This window comes from Salinimonas chungwhensis DSM 16280 (genome assembly GCF_000378185.1).
GTDB lineage: Bacteria > Pseudomonadota > Gammaproteobacteria > Enterobacterales > Alteromonadaceae > Alteromonas > Alteromonas chungwhensis.
Map to the genome: position 1 here is coordinate 828,097 of NZ_KB899376.1, position 13,420 is coordinate 841,516.

Genomic DNA, 13,420 nt, shown 5'->3' on the forward strand with positions numbered 1-13,420 from the left:
TGTGACTGATGTAATCCGCGTACTTCTAATTGAAGATGATGAAGATGACTACTTCCTTACGGCGGATTACTTATCGCAATGCAAAGAACCCCGCTTCGATATTACCTGGGTAACTAACAGCACCGAGGCAGTAGCAGCTTTCCGTTGCAAACTTTTTGATATTTGTCTTCTTGACTATGTGCTTGGTGCTGAAAACGCGCTCGATGTGCTAAACGTTATCAAGTCCAAGGGTATCAGCATTCCGGTCGTCATTCTTACGGGTCAGTCTGATGCGAAAGTGGATGAGATGGTTATGCGAGCGGGCGCCGCTGATTATCTCACTAAGAGTGAAATAGAAACGCCTCGATTCATGCGTACTATGCGTTACGCTATGGTACGGCGTGAAATCGAAAACGAGCGGATTGAGCGGCACAAGGTAGAACAGCAGAATAAAGCTAAAGATAAATTTCTGGCTCATCTCGGTCACGAGTTGCGCACTCCCCTAACATCCATTCTCGGATATACCGAACTTCTGTTGGATGACAAAGGTAATGATAGGATGGAGCAAGAGCTTTCCATTATTCATACCAACGGCAAGCATCTATTAAGTTTACTAAATGATTTGCTGGATATGTCCCGCATCATGGCAAATAAGCTGGAGTTATCGCCTAAAGACATCAATCTTTCCGGCTTTATGACCGACGTACACTCCCTGATGAACCTGGCCGCCAAGGATAAGGGGTTGCGCTTATCTATAAATGGTAAGACTCCGCTGCCGGAAATTATCAAAGCTGACCCTACCCGTCTACGACAGGTTTTGATTAATCTCATCAGTAATGCCGTAAAGTTTACCGATGCCGGCAGTATCGATATCTCGATTGAGGTCTTCGTTGGCGATAAAACCCAGAGCGAGTACCTGAGGTTTAGTGTCAAAGACTCAGGAATTGGGATGCATCCGGATAAGCTTGATGACATCTTCCATCCCTTTGAGCAAATTGAAGATGTGATGCGAGCTAATCATGGGGGCGCAGGGCTCGGGCTGGCTATATGCCGTGAACTAGTGCATAAAATGGGTGGCGATATTGCGGTCGACTCCACATTCGGTAAAGGCAGTGTATTTTCTTTTTACATAGATCCGGGTGATATCCGGAATCAATCCCGCGATGAACTTAATCTTGCAGTGCCAAGTGCTCGCTCGCCTGGCGCAATGAATCTGCACGTTTCTGGCCGGGTACTTATAGTTGATGATTTAAGGGAACTTCGTCGTCTTACAGGCCATATGGTGAGCCAGTGCCACGCGCAGGTTGCTTACGCTGAAAATGGGGTAAAAGCACTGGAGGCTGTCTTGATGGCCGAACAAGAAGGCAAACCTTTTCATTTGGTACTAATGGATATCCATATGCCAGTGATGAATGGCATTGATTCACTTAAGGCTATGCGCAAACACAATTGTAAAACGGCAGTGGTTGCCATCACTGCGGCCAGTCGCAAAGGTTTGCGGCAATCACTTATGGACGAGGGATTTGACGATATTGTGGCAAAGCCTATTGAAAAAAACGCACTTATGCAGATTCTCGACAAATATTTAATCAGGACGATGACTCCGTCTTTGGCAGAGTTGAGCTCGATACCTGACACCACATCTAATGAAGACGAGGAAAATGATGTTGCGGTGAATAATACGAAAGAACACATAACTGACAAAGCCAAAGCTTCGCATCAACTAACCGCTAAAAAACAAGTTCTGGTGATTGAAGATGATCAGGATGCAGCTGAATTAATGCAGTTGCTATTGGCCCATCAGGGACATGAAGTAGCGATCGCAAACTCAGGCAATGCTGCCATTAAAGAAGTACAGCAACAAAATTTTGATTTTATTCTGCTCGATCTGACATTACCTGACTACCATGGGTTTGATTTGGCAGATGAATTACAGCAACATTTGCAAAACACGACCATTGTAGTAGTAAGTGGACGTGAACCCGAAGCTGAAGATTTGGTCGCCCACAATATCTCCCACTCTTTGTTAAAGCCGGTTAGTAAAGATGATTTAGCCATATTGATGAGCTCCTGACCCATTAAGAAAGAATTACAAAGTTGTGCAGTTTTTACTACGCGTTCTCTGTAAGATTTAAAACACACATAATAACCAGTTGTTTTTAAAGATAATTTAATTATTTCTGCGGTGGTATATGGATTGCATTTATCTGTATGCATACATTCAGTTAACAAGGAGATCCGGATGGCTACTCAGGCAAAGACAACACCAGGTGTTAAAGCTACAGGAACGACAGATTCAACTCATTCAAACGGCGCAACGGAGAAGACTCACCCTATGACAGATAAAATTCAGGATTCACTACATTCTTCAGTAGATAAATTGGCAAATTCAGCAGGACGTGCTGAAGAGAATCTTCGCGCAACAGCGTCTGACTCGGCAGAAAATATGGCCGCTCGCAAGCGCTTAGCAGAGAAAAAATGGCAAGCCTCTGGTGTTCGCAAGTATGCCATTGAGAATCCGGTAGCGACTGCTGGGATTGCATTTGCAGCCGGCATGTTAGTTACATCACTACTGCGTAATAAGTAAGTTAAGATGCAGCCAGGTATGGCAGATTTTACAAACGCATCATTCAGGCCCCATGGGCCTGTTTCTTTTCGCCCTACCCGTGACACCGACTGGGCATATGCCTGCATACCCGATCATTCAGATTTAGAAGATACCACTTTTCGCGAGGCATTTGATGCCTATAAAGACGTTGTAACCATTAAAAAAGCGCAGCTCGCTGCACTTTCCGATGTTGTGAACAGCGAAACTTTGCTTCTTAAAAAATCTGCGTTAGTTACCGCCATCGGTCTTGGTGGTGCATTTGTATTATCCTGTATCTGTTGGATAGTCATTAACGCAGCAATTGGTGTCGCATTGGATAGGGCTGATGTTCACCTTGGATTAACTACCCTTGCGTTGCTTGCTTTAAACGGCGTGATGATTGCGTTCTTCGTCAGAATGGTCTTAACCAGTTATAAACATGTTACCATTGGACCGCTGATGAGCGCCTTGTTAGGCGAAGCCGGGGTAACTGGCCCTGAATCAAAGGAGGACCGATAGAATGTTTTTGAGTAAAGAACTTAAGACGGTTCAGCAGGCGCATCTAAATTATACCCAAATTAAACTTGATGCCCATCAGGCAACTGAAGACGCTAAGTACAAAAGCAGACTTGTGATGGCAAAACCATCGGTTTTACTGAGTATATTTGGCTATGGGGCGTTTAAGGGAGCAACCACCAGTGATCCTAAATCTAAACGTCGATTCGCACTGATGTCTTTTGCGCGTACAGCGTTTTTTAATTTTATCGGATAACGGGTATTAGATGCCAAACAATTTAAGAGAATCGGTTGTGGGAATTAAGCTACTTAGCGCGTTAGTACTGAGTTTATCACTGTTTGCATGCAGTAGCTTCACAGCATCAGGCCCTACTCCTTATCAGGAGGCAAAAAGTAATGATGCTTATGGTTATTCCAGTGTTCAGTTAGATGATACGCAGTATCGTGTGATGTTCAAAGCTGTTGAGGATACACCAGCGGATATCGTACAGGAATATACCCTTTTTCGAGCCGCAGAAATAGCTAGTCAGCAGGGCTATAAGTGGGTAGCAATTGTAAAAACAGATGTGGAAAGAAAAGCAAATGTTACACAGCGGATTGTACGCGAGCAGAAAAATACGTTGCCTCCAGTACTAAAAGAAGAACAATGCACTATGTCAGGCTGTAACGATGTTGCACAGCCGTTCGAGCCAAGCGACAGTGATCTTCGCACAGAAAAAAGAAAGTCTCAGGATATTTACTATTCTGTCGTAGCTCGGATGGGAAACAACAAAGTTAGTGTCGGGGACAATGCATTTAAAGTCGATGACCTTCTTCAGCGGTTGACTCAAAAGACAAAATAATAAAGCCGCCCAGCGGCTTTTTTATTTTGTCTTAGATATTCCCAAATTAAACTCGTTGCACATTAATGATCCGCATTTTAAATGGCCGTCGCTTCTGTTTTACAGGCTTTTTAGAAAAATCTTCTCAATGTAAAAAAAATCCTTATTCCCGAATTAAGCAAACCACCAATAGGCTTAGATAACTTATTGTTTTTTCTTAATTATTATAATTTAGACATTCAAAAAGCACTATTTAACCTGGAATAACTCATGCATTAGCTTATCGGATAAACTTTATATTATTTTTGCAACTACATTTCTCTCACAGGGGAAAACCATGAATCAGTTACCTGATAATGTTGACAAGGTTTCTGACATTGTAAAGGTATTAAAAGGTGGTATTGAATTTTACAAGGATGGTGTTCAAAACGTCACCTCGCAAAGTACTCAGGCTATGTTCAAAAGAATGCTTGAAGAAAAGCAAGAAGCAGTTTCCGCGCTGAATCCATATATGCCAGAAGCCGATGGGTCTACAGATTCAGACTGGGCCCTTCACTTACACGATGAATATGGCATTCTTCGTAAGTGTATGGATTCATCCGATAATCGTAAATGCCTAGAACAGCTAAAAGAATTGGAGAACGATGTTCTGCACGTTGTAGATGTTGCGTTGGAGAAAGAGCTTCCACAACATTATGCGAGTGAATTGCGGCGAATTCGCTCTCGTATGCAACAGTGTCACGATGAAATACATTGTTTACAAAACGCCACAATATAGACTGCATAATAGTGTTATCTATACGAAGTATGACAACGCCGCTTTTTAATAAAGCGGTCTTCCATGACCATTAAAAATGTGTATCGTTAGCGTTTTTTACCCAATCGAGATCTCTGGTCTGCTCATCAAGTGTCCCCTTGGCTCCTTCAAGAAATGTTTTACAGAAATAATCCACGCAAGTATGCATCTCACGATATTTTTGTAGTTGCATTTCCATTTCTTCCAGAGCATTTGAGAATTCGTTGTTCGATTTGGACATCTCATACTCACACTTCAGGTATGCACACAATACATCAGCGGCTTTGGCTAATCTTACATGAATATCTTCTTTATCTTGCTGAATAAGCGGTTGGTATCTGTCTTTCAGAGCATCAGGCAAGGTTTGCAATAACATGCTTTCAAAACGACGCTCTAGTTTTTTTATTGCTGTGGTGGTTTCAGGATCATGGTATTTCACAGGGCTGGGAATATCGCTCATACCTGCAATTTCGCTACCCTCATGAAATATCGCCATAGTCGCCACACGGTCGGGTTCCACATCCTCATTAAAGACATCTGCGGCAATAGCACCTAGCATATGTGCTACCACCGATGCTTCGTAAACGTGTGTCGACAACATTTCTTCCTGAAACTGCGCCATCAGAGGCCATCGTTTCACATTCCGCGCACGTTGCATCAATCCAATGAATGCTGAGTTCTGTTTTGACATGGTATTTTTTTTAAATAAGTAAGATGGATAGTGTAACAGCGATGAACAATATTGGTCATCATAATGAACAAAATTGGTCTGATTCGTGTAAAAAGTGCAAATCACTTGTAAGAGTGATGATTAATTTGTATTTTTCTACAAGAATACATTATAAAACCGATATTTATCAATAGGTTAACCATTGGCACAAATCCAGCATTATTTAGGATGACATTCAATGGAAGCAGAACGAGGATAAACTCATGCTAGGTTGGGCTATTACATTTTTCATTATTGCCATTATTGCAGCGGTTTTTGGCTTCGGTGGCATTGCAGGCGCAGCGACAGGCATTGCCCAGTTTTTGTTTTTCGTTTTTGTAGCGCTATTGGTAATTTCGTTAATTGCTAATGCATTACGCGGCAAATCGCCGAAAGTATAACTAAGATTTAGGAGCAAGGACTATGATGTCGTACAAGAATTTATTAAAAACACTTTTCGTAGCAAGTTTTGCATTATCTGTAGCAGCCTGTGATGATGGCGGCGCGGAAAACGCAGGTGAAGAGCTTGATGAAACCATGACGGAAGCAGGCGAAGAGCTTGATGAGTCTATGGAAGATGCAGGCAACGCGGTAGAAGATACCTGTGAAGATGTTAAAGAAGGTATGGAAGCAGAAGACGACGATTGTTAATCTTCTCTTGTGAATAATGAAAAACCCGGCATTGCCGGGTTTTTTTGTGGTTAATAATTGCCGGAAGTTCAAGCAAACAGAAAAACATTCCCCCTACATTTAAACGTGGGTTACCACAATGTAAAACGGTCAGTGACCATTAATTAATTATTTATGGTCGCGGTATGACTGTCAGACGCTGTATCAATGTTTGATTTACCCCTTTCAAAGTTAAATCCATAGCGTTTTACAAGCGTTCGAAGCAACTTCCAGATACACCTTTAAAATGCGCCGAATCTCCTGAGCCAATGCAGTTGCCCCGTTACTTTTTAAACAAAAGGTGGGATACCGAGGATAGAAAGAGTCTTTGGTGGAATGCTATCGCCGCATGAAGTTAGTATGAAAGCTAGTATAGATTAACGCTTTAACAGCTTACCTGAAGCGCTATCAATTAAATGACAAGTATGAAGATAGGTGATTGCGTTGCAAATCGCGGTCTTGGCTCGCTGAAAAGTTCATTTGCATATCGATGTTATGTTTATCTAGTGAGTAAAATCTGCGATTAGCTTGATGGCTATATTTCTGGCGTGCGATAAGTACTATGGTGCGATATCTCGCCCTATGAACGCACCATACCGGCCTTTTGCGTACCGATATGGCATGTGCCCAAAAGGCTTGCTTACGTCTTAACGTCTTGCTCAGATGCATCAGCGCTGTCTTTAGCAACGAATTTATTCAACAGGACCGGTAATAGCGTAACGTCAGTGACCAAAGCCATGATCATGGCTGTTGCTGTAAGAAAACCAAAGTTTACGCTGGGTATAAAATTTGAAAAGCCAAAGAGTGAAAACCCTACCGCTATTATGGTAGTGGTAAACAAGAGCGCCAAGCCCGTATGCCCGAATGCGGCTGTACTTGCACGCTCTGCCTGAGTGCGTGCACTCCCCTCCTTTCTGCCCTGCAGCCAGGCATGAAGAAAATGAATGGTATCATCCACAGCTATACCCATTGCGATAGCCGCAATAGTGATAGTCATTATGTCCAACGGCATGCCCAGCCAGCCAATCAGCCCCAGGATACCCAGCGTTGTTAATACGTTAGGAACAAGTGCTATCAACGCTATTTTGAGTGACCGGAATATCATTAGCAACACCAGACCCAGCACTATGTAAACTATGCCTAGGGTTGTTATTTGCGAATCGAACAATCTGCCCAGGATATCCTGATAAAGAACGAATAAGTTTGTCAAAGTGACATCATCTTTAGCAACGCCTACCGCCTGAATATCGTTTTTAAGGTTATCCAGCAATTTGTCCCGTTCTAGCCCTTCAGTGGTATCCTGAATGCGAACCGACATGCGAAGTTGCTTATCTTCTGCAGAAAAATATGACCCAATTAATTGATTAGCCACTTTCTCGTCTAACAACCGATATATGGTTGTTAATTCATACTCAGTAAGCGGTTTGCCACCGTTGAGATCTTTCGCTAATTCAGTGAAATTAACCACACTGGTAACACTGCCAGTCGCTTCGAATGCTTCAACAGCGGCCTGAACTAATTGTAATTGTCCGACAGTTTTAGCTGATAATACTAATTGCTGTTTGTCATCTGACTGTCCAATATCAAGGATAATGTCTAACGGTGTAGAGCCGCCAAACTCTTGATCAACGAATGCCAGCTCCTGATAAACAGTGGTATCCTTCGCAAAATAATCGATGAATGAATTTTCTACATTCAGTCGCGTGATCCCAGCCGCAGTACCTAAAAACAGTACCAGGATGGTTATGATCACTGTTTTTGGTGCAGCAAGATTCATTCTGCGTAAGTAACCTAAGATACCGGTAATAAATTGATATTCCGATGTTTCCTGTTTTGCGGACAACATAGTTAATAGCGCGGGAAACAACAATAAACTGACAATCATGGTTATACCCATGGCGCTTAACATCATGTAGCCAAAATCAACCACCGGTTGTAAGCCACTAAAGATTAATGAGCCGAATCCCACCGACGTAGTCAGGGTGGCGTAAAAACAGGGCGACAGCTTTTCTTTGAGGGTTTCGATGATGCGCTGAGATTGATTAAGGTCAGGATTATCTCTGCTGATTTCCCGATACGCACCGATAAGATGAATCATTACCGCCAGCGTGAGAATCAACTGAAGAGCAACAAAATTAGCTGATATGACAGTGGTGCGCATATCCAGCCAGCCAAACAAGCCCATGGTCAATGTAACGCTAACCGCACAAGCACCCAAGGGGAAAATGACCCACCGGATAGTACGGAATAGCAGCAACAACAAAAGTGCAACGACGATAGCGATAGCGCTACCAAACATTTTTAAGTCCGACTGGATAATATCAATGAGGTGCTGCCCAACCACATAAGAGCCTCCCATGTAGGTATTTGCTCTTGTTTCGACGGTTTGAGTAATCTCATTGAGTTGGTCAATCTCTTTTTCTCTGACAGTAGAAAGTTGTTGTCTTATCGGATCTGCCTGAGCCTGAAGTGCGTTGATTTTTGCCTGTTGCTCATCGGTAAGATTACCTGTGAGAGCTTGCTTTTGAATACTGGTAATTTGTTCTTCAATACCAGCCAGCTCACTGTTTTCTTCAAATACAATCTGTATCGCGGTGGCTGTCCCCTGCTTATTAATCAGTAAGTCGGTAAAGATTGGATGACCTTCGATGAGTGTTTCCATTTGCTCAGGACTATATCGTTGTTGCTGCCAGGTCAGTGCATTAACATCGGTATCGCCAGTCAGCGCAGAGGTGTCATTAATGAGGGGGACAGTTAATATTGAAGTAACACTTTTTACCCTCTCTAATTTTTTTATTTCATCGGAGAGGGATTGTATGTCGTCAAATGTTTGATTACTGAATAGCTCATGGCCCTTTGGCTCATACGCAAGCAAAATAAACTCATCGGGCGAGAAAGTCTGATTGACCACCTGATTTTGTATGTACAAAGTATTATTTTTGACCAGCAATGTATCTGCTGAGGCATCAATTCTGAAATTGGTTATCTGATAAGCAAAAAATGCAACCAGCGCAGCAAACGTTAAAATAATCAACCAGCGTGCGCGAACAATCGCCGTTGCAAGCTTAGTTATCATTGTTGCTTTGCTTGTACTGGAAGTACTCATCTCTGCGCTGTCCCTGAATATATTGATTTCTGAAATAGATGTACGGATCTTCTGCTTTTTGATAAAGGGATTCGTAAATTTCGGCCTGGCCAGAGTAATCGTCAAACCCGTCGAATGCGCGAATGCCGTATGAGGCTGGTGCATCCACAAAATAATTCACTGGGTGAATAACTCCCTCGGTGAACAGCGATACTGCGCCTCGTGAATCCCCCGGGCCTAAAATGGGCAATACCAGATACGGGCCAGCGCTGATATCATAAAAAGCAAGCGTATCCGCTATTGTCTGCTTATGGGGCTTGATATCAAACCAATGGTCAGCAGGGTCAAACAAGCCAAATACGCCCAGCGTCGAATTGATAACAAATCGGCTTAAATTGGCGCCGGCTTCATTAAACTGACCCGCCGCAGCATTACTTAGTAAATTGAGTGGTTCACGAATATTATTAAACGCATTGCCAATTTTGTCTCGTGCTACGGCGGGCACTATAAAACGATAACCCTCAGCGGCCGGATTCAGAACATATTCGTACGTGGTGTTATTAAATGCAAAAATGGCTCTGTTGAAATCTTCCCAGGGGTCATTATAGACCGGCGGATTGCCGGGGGAGTTATCAGTGCCTGCATCGGTGATTGCGACAACATTTGGTGAAACATTAATACTTCCTTGGCTGGTCTGAACTTCAACGTCCTCACCAGCACTGAGCCGATCAGCAAGTTTCTTCTGCTCGTGTGGAGCCGTTTGTTCTGAGGGCTCAGAAGGCGGCTCTGTGGTGCTGCAGGCCGTTGTAAATATAAACAAAATTGACATCAACAAATGTCTGGATAACTGACTTTTCAACGTACCAATCCTTTTTATATATGCTGTACGATGCGTACACCAATACAGCTGTACCGGGTAAGCTTTTGAATAATACAGCAGTAATTCAATTTATGATCGTTTCGACCCTTGATATTTGATTCAGCAGGGTAATTTGCTTACTAACTTGTGCGAGGGTTAGCGTAGGAATGATTAAAATACCGTATTAGTCGTCGCTTTTGTATTGTACCAGTACTTTAATAGAGTTAGCTTAATACGACGTTTGCTGTAAGCAAAAGCAGACAAAAAAATAGCAGAGTGGTCACCCACTCTGCATCATTTTATTCGCCAACACGCTTGGCAATCCAGTTCGCACGTTCATTGGTTTTAAACTCACCAACTGGTGCTGGTTGCTCGTAACGTTCAAACCAGTTGAAAACCGGCTGACTCTGCAAGTATTGCTGGAAACGACTGGCAGGTTGTGGCTGGCGTTTAGGTTTTAACAGTTTCATGATACCTATTCCTTACGATGTTCAGTGCTGCTCGACGAGACGATATGCTGTCTTGATTACAAAGATATATTCAAAGATTGAACCAACTTATACGAAAGTAGTAAATTTCTACGTAGCCCAGTTACACCGCGGCATACAGAAAAAGTTGTAGGCCAGAGAGTGAATCCTGCAAAAAGGCGGGTATATAACTCTTTCCCAACCCAGGGAAATCTTTACACTTGAAAATGACGATTTGATGAAAAAAGGCGCCGTTGTTAAGCGGCGCCTTTTTTGGTGGACCAATTCAAGTGCTACTGATTGTCACTTGCGTCAGTGTCTTTCTTAACCACTTCGAGATTGTCTTCCACACTTTTAACATCCGATGCATTGCTGGCGATTTCTATCGCCAGTTCTCGCTCAGCTTCAGATCCAACCTCACCGGTCAATGTTACATTGCCCTGCTCGACATCCACATCTATATCAAAACCTGAAATATCGGAGTCCATCAGAAGCCTGGTTTTAATAACAGTGGCTATTTTTGCATCAAGTAATTCACCAGACGCTTCGTTGGTTGCGCTCGCGGCGTCATCTTCAATTTTTTCCATGTCTTTATCATGGTCACGGTCTGAATTCTGCGACACCGTCATTTCACTATCGTGACCCCGCATATTTTTCATAACGGTCAACTTATTTTCGACCCCGGTGACACCTTCAATATTCATAACCAGTTCCTCCGCCAGCTTTTTATCCACAGACGTTTTTACGTTTCCGGTTAGAATAACTTTGCCATTTTTCACATCAGTATTAATATCAAAAGAATTCAGATTGCCGTTGAATAGCAAGGTAGCCTCTGCTTTACCATCAATCCAGGCATCCTTGGCACCCTTTTCCCAATTATTTTCTGCCTTCATATCGGCGGCCAATGCGCCCGTACACATGGTGGCAGCAACCATCAGAGAAAGTATTGTTCGTTTCATTGTTAATCTCCTTTTATAGTGCCTTTCACCCTGCCAAACCCGTGCCAAAAAGGTATAGCACTGATTTAGCTGGCGTTTTAACGGGACTTTATTTTGAAAGCCTCGTAAATATGCAATGCTTACCCGAGAACGAATCGTTATTACCCGTCCTGCCAGCAAAATTGCGTTGTTTTTTCACTAACTTTGTTCTCCAATGAACCGTAAACAAATGATTTCGTAAAGAAGATACGTAATAAAAATTTTATCAACGCGTGCCATAATCTATAAGAAAATAACAAGGAATAAATATGTTTGAAGCCCTGAGCATAGTAAGTGCGCTAATGGTGTTCACAACCATCGCGCCACATTTGCCTGGCAAACACTGGATGATTCGCGTCTGGGAGTTTCCGCGCGTACAACAAATGGTTGTGATGATAGTCAGTGTTATTGCCTGGGGCGCTTATTTTTACTACACCGCGGATATGACCGCGATAGGCTTTATGCTGGTATTGCTAACGTGTATTGCCTACCAGGGTATTTGGGTATTTCCGTATACAATATTTGGCCCCAAAGAAGTCAGTCGCATAAAATCGCCTTCAAGTGAAAAGCAATTCAGTATACTAACCAGCAATGTGTATATGCATAACACTAACTACCAGGGCCTCATAGATCAGGTAAAAAAACACAAGCCTGATATGCTAGTAACGCTGGAAAGCAACAAGGATTGGGAAGAAGCGCTTCAAAGCATCCACGATGATTACCCACACCGCATCCCGTGCGCATTGGAAAATCTTTATGGCATGCATTTATATAGTAAGCTGCCTTTTAAGGAAAAAGCGCTACGTTACATTGTTGAAGATGATGTGCCCTCTATGCAGGTTACCGTTGAGATTGGTGGGAGTGATGTCATCATTTACTTTTTGCATCCAAAGCCCCCCAGTCCGACCGAGAATGAAACAGCCGGACCTCGCGATGAGGAGTTGACGCTGGTGGGCCAGGACGTAGTAGATCAGCGGTTGCCTGTAATTGTCGCGGGCGATTTGAATGATGTCGCATGGTCGCCAACAACTCGGAAATTCCGAAACTTAAGTAAAGCGAGAGATCCTCGCCGCGGTCGCGGCTTTTTCAATACCTTCCATGCTAAATATCCTTTGATTCGCTGGCCATTAGACCACGTTTTTCATACCGACCACTTCGATCTGGTCAAAATCAAACGCCTTGAAGGCTATGGATCTGATCATTTTCCATTGCTGACCATCCTTCATTTGACCCGTGAAGGTGATCCCTGTCCTTCTTCTTCCGCGCCGGAAGCAGAAGAAAAAGCCAGTCCGGAAGCGTGACATTAGCGGCCTTGTTAGTACATTGAATTAACGAGGCCGCTGGTTTATAAAAACAAATTATTAATCTGTTCGCGTGTTACAGTCCCGCTAAGCCTTATTTCACTGAGACTGGCAAGGGTTGATATACGTCATCAGTAAAATAGTATTATGCACTAACCTGTAAAGCGGTTTCAAACGTAGCCATAGCGTGGCATCGCGCAACAATATCTTTAATATCAGTCACATCGGGCAGTAACTGATCACCTTCGTTTAATACTATCGTCCCCTCGCCTGTTTCATTGCCTCTTAAAAGCAGTATTGGCGGCGCTCTGTGTATGACCGACTTTAAGGCTTCGTAAACACATACACCACTCATATCAGGTAAGGTGACATCCAGCAGCACCACATCATAATCATGTTGCTGGTGTAACCGTAAGGCCGCTTTGCCGCTTGCGGCAAAGTCCACCTTCCACCCTAACCCGGTGAGCACGCTGGTAATCGAGCTGGCTGTGACCGGATCGTCTTCTGCTACCAGGACATTTAACACAGTTTTATCTGACATGGCGCCTCCTGCTTCCTTTTTTGATGCAAACCCTTCTTTGTCTGCGTTAACACAGTGAGCGCACTCATTGCTTCTTGTAAGTATCAACTCTCCACTTATCTAACCGTGAAAAC

General features: G+C 43.2%; 15 protein-coding genes. 9 read left to right on the top strand and 6 right to left on the bottom strand.

What is annotated here, in order from left to right:
* The first annotated feature begins 1 nt into the window (after position 1).
* The 6 genes from F458_RS0103745 to F458_RS0103770 all read left to right on the top strand — a co-directional run bounded on the left by F458_RS0103745 (position 2) and on the right by F458_RS0103770 (position 4,681).
* Positions 2-2,053, top strand: coding sequence for a response regulator (locus F458_RS0103745; protein ID WP_018982041.1), 2,052 nt, complete (start codon positions 2-4; stop codon positions 2,051-2,053).
* 168 nt (positions 2,054-2,221) lie between these two features.
* Positions 2,222-2,566, top strand: coding sequence for a hypothetical protein (locus tag F458_RS0103750; RefSeq protein ID WP_018982042.1), 345 nt, complete (start codon positions 2,222-2,224; stop codon positions 2,564-2,566).
* Positions 2,567-2,584: 18 nt separating this feature from the next.
* Positions 2,585-3,085, top strand: coding sequence for a hypothetical protein (locus F458_RS0103755; RefSeq protein WP_156824151.1), 501 nt, complete (start codon positions 2,585-2,587; stop codon positions 3,083-3,085).
* Position 3,086: 1 nt separating this feature from the next.
* Positions 3,087-3,338 carry a hypothetical protein gene (locus F458_RS0103760; RefSeq protein WP_018982044.1) on the top strand — a complete coding sequence of 84 codons (252 nt, stop codon included), beginning with the start codon at positions 3,087-3,089 and terminating at the stop codon, positions 3,336-3,338.
* 10 nt (positions 3,339-3,348) lie between these two features.
* Positions 3,349-3,924 (top strand): CC0125/CC1285 family lipoprotein, encoded by a 576-nt coding sequence (locus F458_RS0103765; protein WP_018982045.1) that lies wholly within the window; start codon positions 3,349-3,351, stop codon positions 3,922-3,924.
* A gap of 316 nt (positions 3,925-4,240) precedes the next feature.
* Positions 4,241-4,681 carry a DUF2383 domain-containing protein gene (locus F458_RS0103770; protein WP_018982046.1) on the top strand — a complete coding sequence of 147 codons (441 nt, stop codon included), beginning with the start codon at positions 4,241-4,243 and terminating at the stop codon, positions 4,679-4,681.
* Positions 4,682-4,751: 70 nt separating this feature from the next.
* On the opposite strand, the gene yfbR is transcribed toward F458_RS0103770, so the two are convergent.
* A complete protein-coding gene (gene yfbR / locus F458_RS0103775) occupies positions 4,752-5,390 on the bottom strand; it encodes a 5'-deoxynucleotidase (RefSeq protein WP_026294465.1) in 639 nt (212 codons plus the stop codon).
* Positions 5,391-5,632: 242 nt separating this feature from the next.
* Between yfbR and F458_RS20375 the strand changes: the two genes are divergently transcribed.
* Positions 5,633-5,809 (top strand): DUF1328 domain-containing protein, encoded by a 177-nt coding sequence (locus F458_RS20375; protein ID WP_018982048.1) that lies wholly within the window; start codon positions 5,633-5,635, stop codon positions 5,807-5,809.
* A gap of 22 nt (positions 5,810-5,831) precedes the next feature.
* Positions 5,832-6,059, top strand: coding sequence for a hypothetical protein (locus F458_RS0103785; RefSeq protein WP_018982049.1), 228 nt, complete (start codon positions 5,832-5,834; stop codon positions 6,057-6,059).
* A gap of 658 nt (positions 6,060-6,717) precedes the next feature.
* Here F458_RS0103785 and F458_RS0103790 read toward each other — a convergent pair.
* From F458_RS0103790 to F458_RS0103805, 4 genes are all read right to left on the bottom strand, one after another.
* Positions 6,718-9,153 (bottom strand): efflux RND transporter permease subunit, encoded by a 2,436-nt coding sequence (locus F458_RS0103790; protein WP_018982050.1) that lies wholly within the window; start codon positions 9,151-9,153, stop codon positions 6,718-6,720.
* Positions 9,143-10,021, bottom strand: a complete 879-nt coding sequence (locus tag F458_RS18995) for an MlaA family lipoprotein (RefSeq protein WP_051084983.1) — start codon at positions 10,019-10,021, stop codon at positions 9,143-9,145. The genes F458_RS0103790 and F458_RS18995 overlap by 11 nt, the downstream gene beginning before the upstream one ends.
* A 299-nt stretch (positions 10,022-10,320) precedes the next feature.
* Entirely contained in the window at positions 10,321-10,491 is a 171-nt protein-coding gene (locus tag F458_RS20630; protein ID WP_018982052.1) for a hypothetical protein, read from the bottom strand.
* Between the two features lie 290 nt (positions 10,492-10,781).
* Positions 10,782-11,447, bottom strand: a complete 666-nt coding sequence (locus F458_RS0103805; protein WP_018982053.1) for a BON domain-containing protein — start codon at positions 11,445-11,447, stop codon at positions 10,782-10,784.
* 287 nt (positions 11,448-11,734) lie between these two features.
* Between F458_RS0103805 and F458_RS0103810 the strand changes: the two genes are divergently transcribed.
* Entirely contained in the window at positions 11,735-12,766 is a 1,032-nt protein-coding gene (locus F458_RS0103810) for an endonuclease/exonuclease/phosphatase family protein (RefSeq protein WP_018982054.1), read from the top strand.
* 145 nt (positions 12,767-12,911) lie between these two features.
* Here the strand turns inward: F458_RS0103810 and F458_RS19000 are convergent, their stop codons facing one another.
* Positions 12,912-13,307, bottom strand: a complete 396-nt coding sequence (locus F458_RS19000; RefSeq protein ID WP_018982055.1) for a response regulator — start codon at positions 13,305-13,307, stop codon at positions 12,912-12,914.
* Positions 13,308-13,420: the final 113 nt, after the last annotated feature.